Consider the following 17,310-nt stretch of genomic DNA (forward strand, 5'->3'; position numbering starts at 1 on the left):
GATAGAATGGCTCAGGATTTGAGTGGAAAGGTCGCGGCGATCACCGGCGCCGCGTCGGGCATAGGCCTGGAATGCGCGAGAGCGCTGATTGCCGCCGGCGTTCGCGTTGTGCTCGTCGACCGCGCGGAAGACGCGCTGAAAAGCGTCTGCACCGAACTCGGTCCCGACGCGATCCCGCTGGTGATCGATCTGATGAAGCCGGCCAGCGTCGCGACGATGATGCCGCAAATCCTGGACAAGGCCGGCCCGCTCGATATCTTCCACGCCAATGCCGGCGCCTATGTCGGCGGCCCGGTGCTCGAAGGCGACCCCGATGTGTGGGACCGCATGCTGAACCTCAACATCAATGCGGTCTTTCGTTCCATCCACGCCGTGCTGCCGCATATGGTCGAACGCAAGACCGGCGACATCATCGTCACGTCTTCGATCGCCGGACTGGTGCCCGTGGTCTGGGAGCCGATCTACACAGCGTCGAAACACGCCGTGCAGGCCTTCGTCCATACGGTGCGCCGCCAGGTCGCCCCGCACGGCCTGCGCGTCGGCGCGGTGCAGCCGGGGCCGGTGGTGACAGCGCTGATCAGCGACTGGCCGAAGGACAAGCTTGAGGATGAACTGGCCAAGGGCGGCCTGATTCAACCGGTCGAGGTCGCCGAAGCCGTGCTGTTCATGCTGACTAGGCCACGGAACGTCACCATCCGGGACCTGGTGATCCTGCCGCAGAGCAATGATTTGTGAGGCAGTAGGCAGTAGGGAATGGGGAGAGGCTCTTGCAACTGGCCGTTCACTGCTGACCATCTCGCCTACTGCCTACTGCCTACTGCCTACTGCCTACTGCCTAACTTCTGAGGTTCCCCATGTCCCACTTCCTCGGCATCGACGTCGGCACTGGCAGTGCCAGGGCGGGGGTGTTCGACAGCAAGGGCGCCATGCTTGCCTCGGCGAAGCGCGACATCGCTCTGTTCATCGAGCCCGGCGAAATCGCCGAACAGTCGAGCGAGGACATCTGGCGTGCGGTTTGCGCCAGCGTGCGCGAGGCGGTGACCAAGTCGGGGCTCGCTGGGCGCGACATTGCCGGCATCGGCTTCGACGCCACCTGTTCGCTGGTCGTGGTCGGCAAGGACGGCGCGCCGTTGCCGGTCGGCCATTCCGGCGATGCCCAGCGCAACATCATCGTCTGGATGGACCATCGTGCGCTCGATCAGGCGCAGCGCATCAATGCCGGCAAGCACGCCGTGCTCGATTATGTCGGCGGCACCATATCGCCGGAGATGGAAACGCCGAAGCTGTTGTGGCTGTGTGAAAACCTGCCCGCCACCTTCGATGCCGCCGAGCATTTCTTCGACCTCACCGACTATCTGACCTGGCGCTCGACCGGCAGCCTGGGGCGTTCGATCTGCACGCTGACCTGCAAATGGACCTATCTCGGCCACGAGCGGCGCTGGGACGAAGCCTATTTCCGCGCCATCGGCCTCGGCGCGCTCGCCGATGAAGGCTTTGCCCGCATCGGCACCGAGATCGTCGAGGGCGGCACCGCGCTTGCCCAAGGCCTGACTGAGGCCGCCGCGGCCGATCTCGGCCTGCTGCCGGGAACGCCGGTTGCGGCCGGCCTGATCGATGCCCATGCCGGGGGAGTCGGCACGGTTGGCGGGCAGGGCTCGGTCGGCACCTTGCAGTCGCGCATGGCCTATGTGTTCGGCACTTCGGCCTGCACCATGGCCAGCACCAGCGAGCCGGCCTTCGTGCCCGGCGTCTGGGGTCCGTATTTTTCCTCGATGGTGCCGGGGCTTTGGCTCAATGAAGGCGGGCAATCGGCGGCGGGTGCTGCAATCGACCACCTCGTCGCTTTCCATCCGGCCACGGCTGAGGCATCCGCAAAAGCCAAGGCGGAAGGTCTCGGCCTGACCGCTTGGCTTGGTCAGCAGGCGGCGAAACAGTCCGCCGACCTGTCCGCAGTAGCGCACCTAGCCGATGGACTGCATGTCGTGCCGGAATTCCTCGGCAACCGCTCGCCCTTCGCCGATCCTGAGTCCAAGGCCCTGATCGCCGGGCTTGGCATGGACACGTCCCTCGACAGTCTGGTCGCGCTCTATGTCGCCGGCCTGCTGGGCATCGGCTACGGCGTTCGCCAGATCCTGGCGGCGATGGCCAAAAAAGGCATTGCCATCGACACTATCGTCGTCAGCGGCGGTGCGGCGCAAAGCGAGCTGGTACGTCAGCTTTTGGCCGACACCACAGGCCTGACCGTCGCCGGTTCGACCTCGCCCGAACCGGTGCTGCTCGGCTCAGCCATATTGGCTGCGGTGGCGGCGCAAAAATTTCCCGATGTGATCGCGGCGATGACCGGCATGTCGCGCATCGGCGACATCTATCGCCCGGCCGGTGGCGACCTCGTGCCCTGGCACGACAAGCGCTTCGCCGCCTTCGAATTGCTGCAGCAGGCAGGCCGGGCCATCCGCGATTGAACGGCTTCGCTCACGTCCAGAAATAGCGGACGATGTGGAAGAACACCGGTGCGGCGAAGACCAGGCTGTCGGCGCGGTCCATCATGCCGCCGTGACCCTCGATCAGGTGACCCCAGTCCTTGACGCCCTGGTCGCGCTTGATCGCCGACGCCACCAGCCCGCCGAGGAACCCCATCAGGCAGGCGATGAAGGCGACGCCTGCCGCCGCCAGCGGCGAGAACGGCGTCAGGAACGACAGCAGCGCGCCGAGAAGGCTCGATGCCACCAGCCCGCCGCCCAGCCCTTCCCAGGTCTTCGAGGGCGAGACGGAGGGCGACAGAAGATGCCTGCCGAACAGCTTGCCGAAAATGTATTGCAGCACGTCGCTGCCTTGCACGGTGATGATCAGGAAGGCGATGAGCAGGAGGTTGCGGCCCTCGAAACCGGGCACGTTGAGGGTCAGCAGCGCCGGCACATGGCTGACGCAGTAGACCGAGATCATGACCGCCCATTGCTGCGCGGACACGCGCTCGAGGAAGCGCTCGGTGTCGCCGTTGAGCGCGGTGACCGCCGGCATCAAGAGGAAGCAGTAGACGGGGATGAAAATGGTGAAGAGCCCGTACCAGGCGGTCCACACCAGCCAGTACTGGAAGGGAATGATGATGCCGAACATGCCGAGCAGCACCCAGTGGTCGCTGCGCCGGCTGTGCGTCAGCGTCACGAACTCGCGCAGCGCGGCAAACGAGATCAGCGCAAACAGGATGGTCATGCCGGTGCGGCCGAAGAAGAAGGCGACGGTGATCGCCAGCACCATCACCCACCAGGCGTTGATGCGCTGGTTCAAGTTGACGAGCGTCGAGGGCAGCGGCTTCGGCGCCCGCCATGAGAGGATACCGGCAACGATGCTCGCCATGGTCAGCACGCAGATCAGGCCGGCCAGCAGGATGACGGTTTCATGCATTGGCGGCAGTGTCATACGAAGTCTCTTTGCCTGGTCATGCTAGTGGTCCCGATCGGGACGCGGGTTGAGCGACAGCAGCGTCTGGCGCGCGCGCTCGAGGAAGGTGCGGCGTTCTTCGCCGGGCGCGATCGCCACCGGCGGACCGAAGACGACGCGGCACAGAAGCGGCACCGGCAGGAACTGGCCCTTGGGCAGCACGCGCGACATGTTCTCGATCCAGCACGGGATGAGTTCGACATCGGGCCGCGCCATCGACAGATTGTAGAGGCCGGAGCGGAACGGCAGCAGATCCGCCTCCGTCGTGTTGCGAGTGCCTTCGGGAAACAGGATCAGCGAGTGGCCGTCGTCGAGCACCGACAGCATGATCGAGATCGGGTGTTGCGTTTCGTCGGTCCACTGCCGGTGGATGAGCACGGACGACAGCATGTCCTGCGCGATGAAGCGGCGCAGCCGCGACTTGCCCCAATATTCGGCCGCCGCGATCGCATGGGTCCGGGCGCGCACCTTCTCACTCAGACAGGCCGACAGCAGGATGAAATCACCATGGCTGGCATGGTTGGCGAAGTAGATGCGCTGCCGCTCCGACGGCTGGCTGCCGTTCCAGATTGGTCTGACGCCGGTTACCACCCAGGCCGCCGCCGACAGGCCGACCGACGTCACCGTCTGCAGCAAGGTGAAGGTGTTGGCGCGCAGGTGAAGTTTTGTCATGGCTCAAACAAATGCTGCGAAAAGGGATGCCGCAGCAAACATGGCGAGCGCCATGCGCTGCCTTGTCAGCAGGCGGCGCGTGCCTGCAATGCGACGGTCAAGCGAGCGGCCGCCGGCAGCGGTGGGCTTCAGGCGCATGCGCGCCAGCACATCGTCGACCGCGGCACCCCCGGCGGCCTCGCTGGCGTGGCTTGCCATCAGCCGGAACAGCAGCGCATCGAACAAAAGCAAGGCCGAAAGAGCCAGCGTGGCCACGGCGCCCGCCGCCACGACCAGCCAGGCCGCCGCGGACAGCGCTGTCGTCTGCGGTCCGGCCACCAGGCCGATGACCGGCGCTGCCATCACAGCCGCGACCACCAGCAGGATCGGCCACACCGCCTGCGCCATCAGCCCGGCGGCGAATATTTCGGCCTTCTCGGGAAAATTGTCGCCACTCATGCCGGCCAACTCATGTCGGTTCTTCCAGCCCCGGTTCTTCCAGCCCCGGTTCATCCAGCCCGATCTGAAGGTGCACGGGCCTGCCCGACGCGGCGAGTTTCTTGCGCGCCTGTGCAGCTGTGTACGAGCGCCCCGTCACCACCAGCCAGTCGGCGACGATGGCCGCACTGCGCTGGAAGCCGAGCGCGCAGCAGACCAGGACGGTGCCGCGCCGGCGCGCCAGCTCGATCGCCACCACCGCTCGCTCCAGCCTGTCGTGAGGCGGCGCCACGAGGTCGAGCATCGCGTAGCTGATCCAGCGGCAGGTCACGCCGCGCGGCCGTTCCATCTCGCCGGCAAGGTCGATCACTGTGCCGAAGCGGTTGGCCTCGTCGGCACTCGGAAACCGGCCGAGGAAAACACCGTCGGTGATCTCCACTTGCGGCGCCAGTTGGCGGGTCCATACCCACACATTGATCCGGGCGCCAAGCCGGTAGGGCAGGAGCAGGATACGGTTGGCCAGTGAGACGCTACCATCGGCTGCCTTCTGGAACACTTTGGCGCCGGCCCCAGCATAGCCGAAGGCGACGATGGCCAGCGCCAATGCCGGCCACAACAGGATGAGAAAATCGGCGGAGACCAACGCGCCCTCGGCAGCGCCGGCCAGGGCAAGGGCCGCCCCCAGCCCGTAATAACCCGCCAGCCGCCGCGCCCTTGGGTCGGCGGTCAACCGAAAACCCCAGAATGGCAGCTCGCCCTTGGACGGAAACAGCCACAGCGCAAACAGGCCGAGCAGGGCGCCGGTCGGAATGTCGATGAAATGATGCTGCCAGGTCGTCAGCACCGAGGCGCCGATGAGAAAACACCAGACGTGCCAGACCGGGCGGAGAATGCCGCCGAGACGGTGACGTGCCAGAACGTGACGCCAATGGTCCCAGATGATCACCAGGAGTGCGATGTGCAGGGATGGCGCTTGGTTGAACGGCTTGTCGAAACCACCGAGCACCGCAAACAGGAAACCCGGCAGGCCGGTGGTTTCCGGCCGCACGAAGGTCGCCGTCAGCGGGAACGCGATGAAGCAGGCGACGGCAATGATCTGCGCCGAGAGATAGCGGCCGGCGAGCCGGTCGACGCCGCGCCTGGTCGTGTTGAGCAGCAGCGATAGGCCGTAGAACAGATTGATCGACCAATAGGGCACGATCGTCCAGGCGACGAACGGGATGGCGTATTCCCAGGCAAACACAATGCTGCCGACATGGTCGCGCCGCGACGCCAGCCAGTTGGCAAAGCCATAGGTCGAATAGAAGAATGGCGCCAGCAGCGCCAGCCAAAGGGCTGCCCTCAGCACGATGCCCAAATAGGGTTCCCGCGCCGGGGCAGGGTCAGCGACAGGCAGGGCCATGGTCTCAGACGCGCCGTGCGACCGAGACGGTGAAGATGCCCCATTGGTCGATGCGCTGGTCGATCTTTGCGAAACCGGCAGCCGTCACCAACTGGTCCATCTCGCCTTGCGTGCGCCGCCGCATCACCCAGGCCTGTCCGCCGCGATGCGAGGTCAGGCTGCGCGCGATCATCTCCAGCTGCGGATGCCATGGCTGGTTGGTGTAGACGAGCAGGCTGCCGGACTGCATGGCGCTGGCCAGCCCGCCGAGCGAGCGGGAAATCATCGTGTTGTCGGCGAACAATTCGTAAAGCCCGGAGACGATGGCGAGGTCCGGAGCCGGCTTTTGCCCGGCCAGCATGTCGGCATCGAAGGCGTCGGCCTGATGGAAGGTGACGCTGGTCGGCAGCTGCCGCTCGGCGATCAGCTTCGAACCCAACCCGACATTGAGCTCGGAATAATCCTGCAGCCGCACGCTTGCTGGCGGTTCAGTGCATTTGGTGACGGCATCGAGCACATAGCGGCCGTGACCGGCGGCGATGTCGAGCATGTGGACGGGACGGCCGGCTGCCATCAGGCTGGCGGCGGCGTTGCCGATCAGCTCTTCCAGATGCAGCTTGCGCTGGCGGATGCCGCGCCAGCCGATCGCGTCGAGGAAGGTGCGGTCGATCATGCGGCCGATGAAGCCGGTGCCGCGCGCGTCGTTCTCGTAGACATAGTCGAGCGTCGAGCCGGAATCGAAGCCGGTGGCGATGCCAATCTTCATGCCCGAAGACAGCCAGGCGCCCATGCGGATCGAGGCGCGACTCATCGCCCAGAAAATTCCCTTGGGCGACAACAGCGTCAGCGGCGAGGCGAGCCTCTCGGCCTCGTCGCGGGTGTAGCCGGCGCGGTCGGCCTGAAGCAAGTCGATGGTTTTCTCCGGCGTGGCAAATTGCTTTTCGAGGAACGGCCGGATCAAGTCCAGCGCCTGCTTGCGATCGCGCTCGCCCAGCGTGTCGTGGAAGAAGCCGGGCAGCACATGCCGCTCCTTGGCGCTGCTGCCGAGATTGACGAAGAATTCGTGCTGCGGTCCATGCCGCACCACCCAATCGCTGCCGGAGATAAAGAACTGCGTCGGCACGGTGATGGCGCGCGCGTCCGAGACGATGCGGGCAGCGTGGTCGTAAAGCTCGACCAGGATGTTGGAGGCGATCGGTCGCGTGATCAGCGGATCGGCGTCGAAGGAAGCGATGCGCTCGGCATCATGCGTCAGGAACTTCGCCTTGACGTAGGAATTGACGAAGAAGCGGCCCTTGAGCTTCTGCCACAGCGCAATGCCCTCTTTGGCGAAGGGCACGTAGAGCTTGACCGAAAAGGCCGGTGAAGCCACCACCAGCGCGCGGATGTCGGGCGCATAGTCATGCACCCAGGCAGCGGCCAGCACGGCGCCGAAGGACTGCGCGATCAGCGCGATGTCGCGCTGGCCAAAACCATCCCGGCCGATCTCACGCACCAGGCAGTCGATGTCACGAACCAGGGCGGCAAAGGACGGCGCATAGCCGCGCTCGCCGGCCGAGCGGCCATTGCCGCGCGCGTCCCAGGCGTAGAAGGCATGATCGGGCATGGCGAGTTCGTCGACCAGATGCGCCATGCGGCCGCCATGCTCGTGGCCGCGATGGAACAGAAGGATCGCACCCTTTGGCGTCGACCCGGCGGCCGGCCAGTAGCGGTAGAAGATCTCGGTGCCGTCATGGCTCTTGAACGTGCGCTCCTGCGCGATGCGCTCGAGGCTTGCCGGTGCTCCGGCTGCAATGGTCTGGTGGATCATGGTTTCCCTCTGGCGGTCGGGTGCCTGACGCTTTGGCATCATGCGCCGCCCGCTCTAAGGCCGCCGCGTATCCGGTTGATGGCGGTTACGACTGACAGTGTAGCCATGACCGGAAACACAAAGGGCACAATCGCTTGGAACCACAGGCCGCAGGCGATGAGGAAGGCGATGACGCCGAGCACCAGGGCTCGGTCGCTCTTGCCGAACGGCCCGGCATAGTTGCGCCCGCTGCCTGCGGCAACGCCAAGCACGCCGGCGAACTCGACCAGCATGGCGGTAATAGCGAAGGCGACGACACCCCAGGCCGGGAACAAGGTGGCAAAGGCCAGGATCAGCGCCAGGTCCGAGACGACGTCGCAGAGTTCGTTGAGATACATGCCGAGTTTTGATGCTTGTCCATGTTCCCTGGCCAGCATCCCATCAACGGCGTTGAGCACCATGCGCACGAACAGCACCACCGGCATCAACAGGAACACCAGGAGATGGAAGGCAAAGGCCGCGACCACCAGGCCTGTGGCGGTGGAGAGCGCGGCGGCGAGAAGCGTGATCTGGTTGGCGGTGACGCCGGCATCGGCCAGCCGGTCGGCCAGCGGCCGCAGCCTGGCCTGAAAGGCCGGTTTCAGTTGATAAAGCGTTGGCATGTGCGATCCCCCAACCGCGGCTCATGACAGTGTCGGCGAGATTGGTCAATCGGCAGGCAGGGCGCAAGGGCTTGCACCAGCATCCGCACCGTTGCGGGACTCGAAACTCCCGGCATGGATGCAGAGGCGCAGCCGAAGATCTCCGCCAAGCAGGATGTTGCGCGCTACAAACCGCCTCGCAAATGAGAACTTTACAAATATTCGTATTTATATGAAGTAAATCACTGAAAGGTCCATCATGACAAACAGTCGCTTCGCCACCCGCCTGAATTCCTTCGCCTCGCGGCCGCAAGCCGAATGGCCTGATCTTACCGGCAAGCCGTCCATGCTGCAGATGGCAGCCCGCGCGGCCAAGGTCGACGGGCTGACCGACCTTGATCTTAATTTCCCCGACCATGTCAGTGAAAAGCCGGCTGAAATCGCCCGAAAGCTCGGCGATTTCGGGCTTTCCATCAATGGCTTTGCCATGCGTTACTACTCCAATCCGGCCTTCAAGCTCGGCGCCTTCACCAATCCGGACCCGGCGGTACGCCGCGAAGCCATCGACCTGACCAAGGCCGGTATCGATGCGGTGCGCGCGGCGGGCGCCAGTTTGATGACGCTGTGGCTCGGCCAGGATGGTTTCGATTACGCATTTCAAACTGACTATGCGACGCTCTGGCAGCACGAAATCGAGGGGATTCGTGAAGTTGCCGCGCATGATCCCGGCTGCCAGATCAGCCTGGAGTACAAGCCTAACGAACCGCGCTCCTACTCGCTGATGCCGGATGCCGCGACCACCTTGCTGGCGATCCGCGATGTCGGCCTACCCAATCTCGGCGTCACGCTCGATTTTGCCCATGTGCTCTATGCCGACGAACAGCCGGCCTTCGCCGCGGCGCTGATCGCTCGCCACAGCAAGCTGCTCGGCGTCCATCTCAACGATGGCTATGCCAAGCGCGACGACGGCCTGATGGTCGGCGCGGTGCACACGCTGCAGACCATCGAACTGCTGCGCCAGATCCGTCGCGACGGCTACGCCGGCGCCATCTACTTCGACACCTTCCCCGACATGACCGGGCTCGATCCGGTGCGCGAATGCGAAGTCAACATCGCCACCGTCAAGCGCCTGCTGCGCGTTGTCGACCGGCTGGAGAAGGATAACCGCCTGTCCGCCGCCATGGACAGCCAGGACGCCGTGACGTCGCAGGCCATCGTCCAGGAAGCCATGCTTGGGTCGTGACGAGGGACGTGGATGACGTTGAGCAATCTCGATCTGAAAGCCGTGGGGCCGCGCATCCGCATGATGATGCCGCATCTCACCCCGCTTGAGGCCAAGGTGGTGGAAACCGTCTTCGGCCGGCGCGGTTTCGACGAGACCATTCCGCTCAAGCAGATCGCCGAGGAGGCCGGCGTGTCGGAGGCGATGGTGGTCAAGATCGCCAAGAAACTCGGCTTCTCCGGCTACCGCGACTTTCGCACCGCCGTCTATGAATACAGCCGCCTGCCGACCGCCGAGATGCACCAGGAACTGTCGGTCGACGACAGCTCGGCCGAGATCGTGCAGAAAGTGTTCCGCACCTCGATCCAGGCGCTGGAGGAGACGCTCGCGATCCTCGACATGGACGATTTCGACCGTGCCGCCGATCTGCTCTACCGCGCCAGGAACCGCGATTTTTATGGTGTCGGCGGCTCCGCCCAGATCGCCCGCGACGTCTCGCACAAATTCCTGCGCATCGGCATCCGCGCGTCTGTCTATGACGACTCGCACATGATGCTGATGTCGGCCTCGCTGCTCGGCGCCGACGACATCGCCGTCGGCTTCTCGCATTCCGGCAATACGTCGGCCGTCATCGATGCCATCCATCTTGCCCGCAAGAGCGGCGCCCGCACGCTGGCCATCACCAACTACGACAACTCGCCGCTGGCGCAGATTGCCGACATCGTGCTGTGCTCGACGGCGCAGGGATCGCCGCTGATGGGCGAGAACGCGGCGGCGCGCATCGCCCAGCTCAACATCCTCGACGCTTTGTTCGTGGCGGTGGCGCAGCGCGACTATCAGGCGGCGGAGCGCAATCTCGGCCGCACCATGTCGGCGGTCACCTCGAAACGAAAAGACCGCGGCACATGACGGTTCCGCTGGTCACCGTCTTCGGCAGCCTGCATTACGACATCATGGTGGACGCGCCCGACCGTCCGCGTAAGGGCGAGACGGTGACCGGCCGTGCCTGGCAGCCGAAATGCGGCGGCAAGGGCGGCAACCAGGCGGTCTCGGCGGCACGCGCCGGCGTGCGCGCGGCGATGATCGGCGCCGTCGGCGACGACGATTTCGGCACGGCGCTGCTGGCCAATCTAGATCGCGCCGGCGTCGATCGCCGCTTCGTGCGCGTGGCGGCAGGCGCAGGCTCCGGCATGAGCGTGGCGATCTTCGACAGCGATGGCGACTATGGTGCGGTGATCGTCTCCGGCAGCAATCTCACGCTGGACGATGATGACGTCGTGGCAGCAAGGGAGGTGGTGGTACAGACGGCAGTGCTGTTGCTGCAAAACGAAGTGCCCGACGCCGCAAACATCGCTGCCGCGCGCGCGGTGAAGGCATCCGGCGGCCGCGTCGTGCTCAACGCCGCACCGGCGCGAACACTGTCGGCCGAATTGACCGCGCTGATAGACATCGTCATCGTCAACGCCATCGAAGCGGAATTTTTGGCCGGCGTTCCGGTCGTCGATACGCTCGTCGGCGCAACCGAAGCCGCGCGGCGGCTGAGCGATACCTACCCCTCGGCGATCGTCACCGCCGGCGGCGAAGGCGTCGCCTATTGCGACCGGACGGGCGCGGCCTTCGCGCTGGGCGCCATTCCGGTAAAAGTCGTCAGCACCCATGGCGCCGGCGACGAATTCGTCGGCGCCTTCGCGGCAGGCCTTGCGCGTGGCCATCCGATGGAAGCGGCGATCGCCACGGCCAATGCCGCCGCCGCCTTGCTGGTGGCGACACCGGAGGGAGAGCGCAGCTCGCGTTGAAAACTCAGGCCGCATATTGCCGCCTCCAAAACTCGTGCCCCCGTCGATGAGCGAAACGGCAAACCGGGCGCGGCGAGAACCTGCTTGGCTTTGCCCTGACGGAGGCGCGGGACCAAGCTGCGTGGTCGAAAGTAGGGAGCTTCAGTCCGCTTCGCCGGCCGAACCTTTGCCGCACTGCGCCAGCACCTTACCGATCGCAGCGCTCGAGCCCGTCAGCGGAAAGCTGTTCTCGCCATATTTGTCGGCCGTAACCGTGACGTCGCCCTTGCCGCGCAACAGGCCGAGCAGTGGATCGTCTTTGCTCAGCTCAGCCGTGAAGTAATTATACATGGCCTCGAGGGCGAGCTTTTTGGTCACGCTCTTGTCACCGCCCTTGAACGTGAAGGAAGCGATGATGCCGGGCTCCAGCTGCTGGCCGGCCGCACCCAGATCGTAGCTCAGCACCGGCTTGTCGAAACAGACGAGCATCAATTGCGCATCGGCCTTCGGTCCGCCGCACACCGAAGCCGTCAGCACGCTGCCGCCTTCGTCTTCTTCCATCTTGGCGCTCCAGTTGCAGGACGCGGCAAAAGCCGGCTGCGCGGCTTGCAGCGCGGCCAGAACGGAACTTGCCATGATGAACTTCGCCAATGCACTTTGCATGATCCCCTCCCAAGCTACATTCAACGAGATCATACAGGACAAAGGGCCTGGTGACAGCGGCATGCCGTCTTAGCCCCCGGCGCGCCCCATTGATCAAGCCTTTGAGACCGGCCTCGACGTCCAGGGCGGCTCCGGCGCGAAGCGCTTACCGATCCAGTCGGCGAAGGCGCGTGTCTTGGCGGCTTGTCCCCTGGCCGAGGGCATGACGACATAGACCGCGCCTTCGTCGGCCAGCGTCCAGTCCGCCAGCACCGGCACCAGCCGTCCGTCGGCGAGTTCGCGTCCGACCAGCCAGTCGGTGCTCATCATCAGGCCGAGGCCCTGCACCGCGGCTTCGACCAGCACTTCGGCAAAAACTCGGCCCCCGCAAATTGCCTTTGGCGTTGAATTCCCCGAGCGGCGAGACCGATGCGGCGATGGCGCTTGGCCATATGATCCGCGCCAGCGGGCTCGACACGATGGTTGGCAAGACGGAGTTCTCCGAATGCGCGCCAGACACAAAAGCCTGCGGGCCGGGCGACCTCCGCTTCGGCGTCGCCAACCCCGTCGGCGCAGTCTGTTCGTCAGCTTGTACGATGGTTCTTGCGGGCGGCGTACGGCGCCTGGCAGACAGCCGCGCCTTTGTCGGCATTCACCGGATCATGCTGCCGACCGCCAAGAAAATCCACGGCAAGAAGACCATCGTCCTCGTTCCGATACCCAAATGGTATGAACGCAAGGTCGACAGCTATTTCACCGAGATGAAAGCAGGTTCGTGGATCGTATCGGCCATGCAAAAAACACCCGACGACAGCATACGATACCTCGTGACATACGAACTTTTGGACCTGAATCTGATAACCGAAACCGGTCACGGCGACACGCGCACCTCCATCGATATCTGCAAGACCACGCCGCCGGCCGGCAACTGCCGAACGGTCAGGCAATAGGAATAGCGGGCCACCACGTAGGTCGTCGAAGCGCCTGTTTCTCAACAGCAACCCTTCACTTTACGCGGCACCCTTCAACAGGTCTTCCGGCCGGCCCTCGACGAGCGCGGCAATATAGCTTTCCAGGCTGGTCGTGCCGCGCTCCGGGTTTTCCGGCTGCATCGGCTTGTCCAGCGTGGCCCCGGTCATGCGGGCATAGGACTTGGCCGCCGCTTTGGAGAAGCCGAGTTTTTCGCAGGTTTCTGTCCAGCGCTCCCGCGGCACCGTGACCACGCGCACGTTTTTGCGCAACGCCACACTGAAGGCTGCGGCGACATCGGCGGCGGAGTAGCGCCGAGGACCCTCGACATAGTGCGTGCCGGTCTTGTCGACCGGTTCCAGAAGACGCCTCGCCGCAGCCTCGCCGAGATCCTGCGGCGCCACCATCGGCAGCTCGAAATCCGCCGGGAAGAAGGAGGTGATGACGCCCTCGCGCCGTGCCGTCTCCAGGGCCTGATCCCAGTTGCTCATGTAATAGGCGGCGCGGTTGATGCTTGCCGGAATGGCCTTCGCCTTCAGCTTTTGCTCGAGGCCGTAAAGGACGGTGAGATCGCCGACACCCTCGCCGGCTTGCGCGCCATAGGTCGATTCCGCCACCACTTTTTCGAGGCCGGAGCCATCCAGCGCCGCCGCAATGGCGGAAACCGTCTTGCGCTCCTCGGCGTCGGTGTCGGTCGATGGATCGGCCGGCGGGTTGAGCAGAAACGCCCGCTTGCCGCGCCGCAAGACTTCACGCAGCCCCTCGACATCGAGCACATCGGCAACCGCGGCCTCCGCGCCCTGTTCAACCAACCATGCGGCCTTCGCCTCGTCGCGCGTCACCACCGTGACATCCTCGCCCTGCCGCAACAGCGCCATTGCCGCCGCCGAGCCGACATGGCCGGTACCTCCAAGAATGACATGCATGGTCTCGTCCTTCCCTTGCTGATTCATGCCGGATTAATGGCTGGGGCGGCGAAGGGTTCAAAAATCGGGGGATGATGCTGACAGGAGGTGACGCCGGCTTTCCTCGCAATGCACGGCGCAGGGATCGTTCGCATCTTGCAAAATTATGGAACGGGGTCGTGCCCAGCGAGTTATATTAGCGCAACCTTGAATAGGAGGCAGCTATGAGAAAGCTCCTGCTTGCTTCGGCTATCGCTATCACTGCGGCGGCGGCGATGATCGCCCCGGCGAATGCCGGCGGGCGCGTCGTGATCGGCATCGGCAACGGCTACTATGACGATGACTACAATGACAGCTATGGCGACTATTACGATCGCTACGCTCCTCGCCCCTACTACCAGTATGATGCCTACGATAACGGCTTCAGGTACCACAGGTATCACAGGCACCATCGCCATTGCCGCATAGAGTTGGTCAAGCATTGGCGCCATCATCACAGGATCGTCGAGGAAATTCGCGTTTGCGAACGGTGATCCGATAGGGTGAAACCGGTTCGGCCGGCATCTGCCGGCCGGCGCTTCCTGCGCGGCTGCCGGCCTTATCGCGGCTTCCGCATCAGCATCATCCCGTAACCCACGGCCAAAAGGTCGAGCCCGACCTTCAACAGCTTCACCACCACATCTCGTCCCTCGCCGGTGCGTTCGGCGAGCGCCTTCACCGACTGGCCTTCGAGGCAGATTTTGCGAACCACCTCCGCCACTTCCCAGTGGGCCATGGCGGCGATGGCATGGGTGTGGGCGCGGCCGGCGTTGAGCACGCGGTCGGGGATGCCGCCATTGATGCGGCCGCCGTCAATGCGCTCTTCCCACGGCATCGGCCGCAGCCCGTCACGCGAGGCACGCTCGAAATCGTCGCGAAACCGCTGTCCGGCCTCACGCTGCTGGCGGGTCAGCGAGGTGATGCCGACCAGCGGATCGACATTGCGCACCCGCACGATGCCGCCGGTCGCGGTGTAGCCGTCATTGGAGACCTCGTAGACGCGCCGCGCCTCTTCGGTGCCGACGCTCAACCGCTTGCGGCCGAAGCGATCGTCCTTCAGCGCGAAATCATGGCCGATCTCGCGGCGGATGCGCACCTGCTCGGCTTCGCCCGCAGGCAATTTCGGCGGTTTGGCTTTCTGCGCGGTTTTTTTGCTCATCGGGGGATCCTTGTGGGATTGGGTTGTTGAGCCGGAAGGTTGGCGTTCCTTCGCGCCCCCCTCTGCCCTACCGGGCATCTCCCCCACGAGGGGGGAGATCGGATGTCGCGTCGGCTTTCGCCAATCACCACCGCCGTTGGAAAGGCAGTGCGGGCGAGCTGCCAATCTCCCCCCGCGTGGGGGAGATGTCCGGCAGGACAGAGGGGGCGCTGTCCCACCGGCTTTCGATCATTGGTGGGGTCGTCCGGAGGCGAGGAACGGAGCCCAGCCGCTCACACCACCTCGCTCACCGGCCGGTGGAAACGCGCCTGGTGGTATTCGCAGTAGCTTTTCAGCGCCCTTGTGCGCAGGCCGCAGCACAGCATCTCGAGCCCCGGCCGGCTGCCGGGAGCATCGTTGTCGGGGTCTTCCTCAAGCGTTAGATCGAGCGGCGCGCGGCAGCGGTCGAACAGGCAGTCGATGAAGCGCATGGCGGCGACATGCGGCTGACGCCCGAGCGAGGCAGGGCGCGGCGCCGGCACATTGAAGCGGTAGATTTCGCCGTCCACCACCAGCCGTCCTTCGCCCGGGATCGAGGGCGCCGGACGGGCTGGCAACAGAGGCCTGGCCGATGGCTGACGGGTCGGTTTGGCGGCCGGTTTAACCGGCGCGGCCTGCTTCGAAACTCCTACTTCCCTTACGAGCTTGCTTGGCTGCGCCGGCGGATTCCTCTTGGCGGTATTCTCGTTTGCCGCAGTCTTCCCCGTCGCATTCTTCCTCGGTCGACCGCCGGACCTGCCGCCTCTGGGGTTGGCGAAGCCGATGGTCTTCAACGCGCTGTTGCGGTGGACGATGCCGATGATGGCATTGCGCGAGACCGGACTGCCGCGCAGCGCCGTGAAGCGGACGGCGATCCCTGTGGCCGACAGGCCATCCCTCAGCCAGACGGCGATCTCCTGCAATTCGGTGTCGGTATAGGCAGTCATGTCGGTATCCATTGATTGCGCGCGCAAAGGCCGAGCGCCGGCCCCGAGGGCCCACGGGAAAAAATCAGAGCGGATGGTCGGTGCGGTCAGCCGATACTGGCGGCCGGCAGCGAGCCGGCGAGATGCCGCAAGGCGGCTTCGGCGGCCGCTTTGGTGAGGGCGGAAACCGCCCTGCCCGTCAGCCGGTCGAACAGGATGACGGTGCCATCTTCCGTGCGGATGCAGGAAATACCCTGCCCGCCGGAGACAGCCCTTGGCGCACCGGCGGCGCCATGGGCTGAAGAGGTGGCCGGAGCCGGGAGAGGAGCGGCTCCGGCCGTTCCGGTCGATCGGGGGGACGACGGTTCGACCGGATCCGGGGCAGAAGCCCCGGTTTGCGTCCGGACCGGGGAGGAGGACAGCCCGGACGATGGGAGAAAGCTGAGGATGTCTGCGGAAACGCTTGCGATTTGTTCGATCATGCGCTAAGCGTACGATATGTACGAAACGTACGCAAGCGAAATCGTACATATTGGACGATAAATTTCAGGCAATTTGTACGATGCAGGAACCGAGGCACAGATTGCAGCAGGCGCGGGCGGAGGCGGGCTATGCCTCGCCGAGCGACGCCGCGCGGGCATTGCGCGACATCAACAAGAACACGCTGATCAGTCACGAGAACGGCAACCGGCCGCTGTCGCGCAAGGCGGCGGAGAAATACGGCCGCCTGTTCGGCGTCGATCCCGGCTGGCTCTTGTTCAACGGCGACGGCGGCAGCCTTGCGGGGGGCCATTTCGGCTTTGACGAGTCGGGCCGGCAGATCCCGATGCCGTCGCTGGCCACCGTCGATGTGCCCATCGTCTCATGGATCAGCGCCGGCGAACTCGGCAGCCAGGACATGGTGGTCAATCTCAGCGACTATCCGACCATCCCCACCACCGATCTGGAGCAGGGCCAATGGATTGCTCTGCGCGTCGACGGCCCGTCGATGAACAAGATCTCGCCACCGGATTCGATCATCTTCGTCAACCTCAGGGACAAGCGGCTGGTGACCAATGGCTGCTACGTCATTTCGGACGAATCCGGCCAGGCCACCTACAAGCGTTACCGCCCCAACGAGAACCCGCCCTTCCAGCCGGCCTCCTACATGGACATCCCGCCGCCGGCGCTGGAAGGCGCCATCACCATCATCGGCCGGGTGAAGCGCTCGATGATCGATATGTGAGGGAGAAGGCGGTGAGGCGCAATCTCCCCCCTCGAAGGGGAGATGGCCGGCAGGCCAGAGGGGGTCGCCGCGCGTAAGGCGCTGACGTCCTC

At 64.7% G+C, this 17,310-nt stretch carries 20 protein-coding genes; 9 read left to right on the top strand and 11 right to left on the bottom strand.

Annotation, left to right across the window (positions count from 1 at the left end):
• Positions 1-6: 6 nt before the first annotated feature.
• Both NKI35_RS13790 and NKI35_RS13795 read left to right on the top strand, forming a co-directional pair.
• Positions 7-735: an SDR family oxidoreductase gene (locus NKI35_RS13790; RefSeq protein ID WP_023685460.1), complete on the top strand. Its 729-nt coding sequence runs from the start codon at positions 7-9 to the stop codon at positions 733-735.
• Positions 736-854: 119 nt separating this feature from the next.
• Complete coding sequence (locus NKI35_RS13795) at positions 855-2,462, top strand: FGGY-family carbohydrate kinase (RefSeq protein ID WP_023705149.1); 1,608 nt, start codon at positions 855-857, stop codon at positions 2,460-2,462.
• Positions 2,463-2,472: 10 nt separating this feature from the next.
• Here the strand turns inward: NKI35_RS13795 and NKI35_RS13800 are convergent, their stop codons facing one another.
• The 6 genes from NKI35_RS13800 to NKI35_RS13825 are packed head-to-tail and all read right to left on the bottom strand — an operon-like array spanning position 2,473 to position 8,359.
• On the bottom strand, positions 2,473-3,402 hold the full coding sequence (locus NKI35_RS13800; RefSeq protein WP_031193489.1) for a phosphatidate cytidylyltransferase: 930 nt from the start codon (positions 3,400-3,402) through the stop codon (positions 2,473-2,475).
• Between the two features lie 39 nt (positions 3,403-3,441).
• On the bottom strand, positions 3,442-4,110 hold the full coding sequence (locus NKI35_RS13805; RefSeq protein WP_023672504.1) for a lysophospholipid acyltransferase family protein: 669 nt from the start codon (positions 4,108-4,110) through the stop codon (positions 3,442-3,444).
• A gap of 3 nt (positions 4,111-4,113) precedes the next feature.
• Entirely contained in the window at positions 4,114-4,548 is a 435-nt protein-coding gene (locus tag NKI35_RS13810) for a hypothetical protein (RefSeq protein WP_352538158.1), read from the bottom strand.
• A gap of 10 nt (positions 4,549-4,558) precedes the next feature.
• Positions 4,559-5,929 (bottom strand): phosphatase PAP2/dual specificity phosphatase family protein, encoded by a 1,371-nt coding sequence (locus NKI35_RS13815; protein ID WP_352740401.1) that lies wholly within the window; start codon positions 5,927-5,929, stop codon positions 4,559-4,561.
• 4 nt (positions 5,930-5,933) lie between these two features.
• Complete coding sequence (locus tag NKI35_RS13820) at positions 5,934-7,715, bottom strand: bifunctional alpha/beta hydrolase/class I SAM-dependent methyltransferase (protein ID WP_502897141.1); 1,782 nt, start codon at positions 7,713-7,715, stop codon at positions 5,934-5,936.
• Positions 7,716-7,756: 41 nt separating this feature from the next.
• Positions 7,757-8,359 (bottom strand): CDP-alcohol phosphatidyltransferase family protein, encoded by a 603-nt coding sequence (locus tag NKI35_RS13825; RefSeq protein ID WP_023685467.1) that lies wholly within the window; start codon positions 8,357-8,359, stop codon positions 7,757-7,759.
• A gap of 238 nt (positions 8,360-8,597) precedes the next feature.
• Between NKI35_RS13825 and NKI35_RS13830 the strand changes: the two genes are divergently transcribed.
• From NKI35_RS13830 to NKI35_RS13840, 3 genes are read left to right on the top strand one after another with little or no spacing between them, the layout of a single operon-like run.
• Positions 8,598-9,581, top strand: coding sequence for a TIM barrel protein (locus NKI35_RS13830; RefSeq protein WP_352740405.1), 984 nt, complete (start codon positions 8,598-8,600; stop codon positions 9,579-9,581).
• 12 nt (positions 9,582-9,593) lie between these two features.
• Complete coding sequence (locus NKI35_RS13835) at positions 9,594-10,469, top strand: MurR/RpiR family transcriptional regulator (protein ID WP_023672510.1); 876 nt, start codon at positions 9,594-9,596, stop codon at positions 10,467-10,469.
• Positions 10,466-11,356, top strand: coding sequence for a ribokinase (locus tag NKI35_RS13840; protein ID WP_352740407.1), 891 nt, complete (start codon positions 10,466-10,468; stop codon positions 11,354-11,356). Before NKI35_RS13835 ends, NKI35_RS13840 begins: the two co-directional genes overlap by 4 nt.
• A gap of 141 nt (positions 11,357-11,497) precedes the next feature.
• On the opposite strand, the gene NKI35_RS13845 is transcribed toward NKI35_RS13840, so the two are convergent.
• Together NKI35_RS13845 and NKI35_RS13850 are read right to left on the bottom strand one after the other, a co-directional pair.
• Entirely contained in the window at positions 11,498-11,998 is a 501-nt protein-coding gene (locus NKI35_RS13845; protein WP_352740409.1) for a hypothetical protein, read from the bottom strand.
• Between the two features lie 93 nt (positions 11,999-12,091).
• Positions 12,092-12,343: a LysR substrate-binding domain-containing protein gene (locus NKI35_RS13850; RefSeq protein WP_352740411.1), complete on the bottom strand. Its 252-nt coding sequence runs from the start codon at positions 12,341-12,343 to the stop codon at positions 12,092-12,094.
• A gap of 86 nt (positions 12,344-12,429) precedes the next feature.
• Here NKI35_RS13850 and NKI35_RS13855 point away from each other — a divergent pair, with 86 nt between their 5' ends.
• Positions 12,430-12,927 carry a hypothetical protein gene (locus NKI35_RS13855; protein WP_352740413.1) on the top strand — a complete coding sequence of 166 codons (498 nt, stop codon included), beginning with the start codon at positions 12,430-12,432 and terminating at the stop codon, positions 12,925-12,927.
• Positions 12,928-12,987: 60 nt separating this feature from the next.
• Here the strand turns inward: NKI35_RS13855 and NKI35_RS13860 are convergent, their stop codons facing one another.
• Positions 12,988-13,899, bottom strand: a complete 912-nt coding sequence (locus NKI35_RS13860; protein WP_352740415.1) for an NmrA family NAD(P)-binding protein — start codon at positions 13,897-13,899, stop codon at positions 12,988-12,990.
• A gap of 176 nt (positions 13,900-14,075) precedes the next feature.
• On the opposite strand from NKI35_RS13860, the gene NKI35_RS13865 reads away from it, so the two are divergent.
• A complete protein-coding gene (locus tag NKI35_RS13865) occupies positions 14,076-14,384 on the top strand; it encodes a hypothetical protein (RefSeq protein ID WP_023693854.1) in 309 nt (102 codons plus the stop codon).
• Positions 14,385-14,449: 65 nt separating this feature from the next.
• Here the strand turns inward: NKI35_RS13865 and NKI35_RS13870 are convergent, their stop codons facing one another.
• Complete coding sequence (locus NKI35_RS13870) at positions 14,450-15,049, bottom strand: DUF6456 domain-containing protein (protein WP_023730349.1); 600 nt, start codon at positions 15,047-15,049, stop codon at positions 14,450-14,452.
• Between the two features lie 272 nt (positions 15,050-15,321).
• A complete protein-coding gene (locus NKI35_RS13875) occupies positions 15,322-16,014 on the bottom strand; it encodes a GcrA cell cycle regulator (protein ID WP_352740417.1) in 693 nt (230 codons plus the stop codon).
• An 80-nt stretch (positions 16,015-16,094) separates the two neighbouring features.
• On the opposite strand from NKI35_RS13875, the gene NKI35_RS13880 reads away from it, so the two are divergent.
• Together NKI35_RS13880 and NKI35_RS13885 are read left to right on the top strand one after the other, a co-directional pair.
• Positions 16,095-16,295 carry a hypothetical protein gene (locus NKI35_RS13880; protein ID WP_023709399.1) on the top strand — a complete coding sequence of 67 codons (201 nt, stop codon included), beginning with the start codon at positions 16,095-16,097 and terminating at the stop codon, positions 16,293-16,295.
• Between the two features lie 260 nt (positions 16,296-16,555).
• A complete protein-coding gene (locus tag NKI35_RS13885) occupies positions 16,556-17,218 on the top strand; it encodes a LexA family transcriptional regulator (RefSeq protein ID WP_023672482.1) in 663 nt (220 codons plus the stop codon).
• The last annotated feature ends 92 nt before the right edge of the window (positions 17,219-17,310 follow it).

The organism is Mesorhizobium sp. M0676 (assembly GCF_040320535.1).
In the GTDB taxonomy this organism is placed as follows: domain Bacteria; phylum Pseudomonadota; class Alphaproteobacteria; order Rhizobiales; family Rhizobiaceae; genus Mesorhizobium.

Bases quoted from the DNA above. Each gene is read 5' to 3' on its own strand.
- NKI35_RS13830 (WP_352740405.1), top strand. From the start codon at position 8,598: ATGACAAACAGTCGCTTCGCCACCCGCCTGAATTCCTTCGCCTCGCGG.
- NKI35_RS13805 (WP_023672504.1), bottom strand. From the start codon at position 4,110: ATGACAAAACTTCACCTGCGCGCCAACACCTTCACCTTGCTGCAGACG.
- NKI35_RS13845 (WP_352740409.1), bottom strand. From the start codon at position 11,998: ATGCAAAGTGCATTGGCGAAGTTCATCATGGCAAGTTCCGTTCTGGCC.
- NKI35_RS13800 (WP_031193489.1), bottom strand. From the start codon at position 3,402: ATGCATGAAACCGTCATCCTGCTGGCCGGCCTGATCTGCGTGCTGACC.
- NKI35_RS13840 (WP_352740407.1), top strand. From the start codon at position 10,466: ATGACGGTTCCGCTGGTCACCGTCTTCGGCAGCCTGCATTACGACATC.
- NKI35_RS13825 (WP_023685467.1), bottom strand. From the start codon at position 8,359: ATGCCAACGCTTTATCAACTGAAACCGGCCTTTCAGGCCAGGCTGCGG.
- NKI35_RS13810 (WP_352538158.1), bottom strand. From the start codon at position 4,548: ATGAGTGGCGACAATTTTCCCGAGAAGGCCGAAATATTCGCCGCCGGG.
- NKI35_RS13835 (WP_023672510.1), top strand. From the start codon at position 9,594: ATGACGTTGAGCAATCTCGATCTGAAAGCCGTGGGGCCGCGCATCCGC.
- NKI35_RS13855 (WP_352740413.1), top strand. From the start codon at position 12,430: ATGATCCGCGCCAGCGGGCTCGACACGATGGTTGGCAAGACGGAGTTC.
- NKI35_RS13870 (WP_023730349.1), bottom strand. From the start codon at position 15,049: ATGAGCAAAAAAACCGCGCAGAAAGCCAAACCGCCGAAATTGCCTGCG.
- NKI35_RS13865 (WP_023693854.1), top strand. From the start codon at position 14,076: ATGAGAAAGCTCCTGCTTGCTTCGGCTATCGCTATCACTGCGGCGGCG.
- NKI35_RS13790 (WP_023685460.1), top strand. From the start codon at position 7: ATGGCTCAGGATTTGAGTGGAAAGGTCGCGGCGATCACCGGCGCCGCG.
- NKI35_RS13795 (WP_023705149.1), top strand. From the start codon at position 855: ATGTCCCACTTCCTCGGCATCGACGTCGGCACTGGCAGTGCCAGGGCG.
- NKI35_RS13860 (WP_352740415.1), bottom strand. From the start codon at position 13,899: ATGAATCAGCAAGGGAAGGACGAGACCATGCATGTCATTCTTGGAGGT.
- NKI35_RS13875 (WP_352740417.1), bottom strand. From the start codon at position 16,014: ATGACTGCCTATACCGACACCGAATTGCAGGAGATCGCCGTCTGGCTG.
- NKI35_RS13815 (WP_352740401.1), bottom strand. From the start codon at position 5,929: ATGGCCCTGCCTGTCGCTGACCCTGCCCCGGCGCGGGAACCCTATTTG.
- NKI35_RS13885 (WP_023672482.1), top strand. From the start codon at position 16,556: ATGCAGGAACCGAGGCACAGATTGCAGCAGGCGCGGGCGGAGGCGGGC.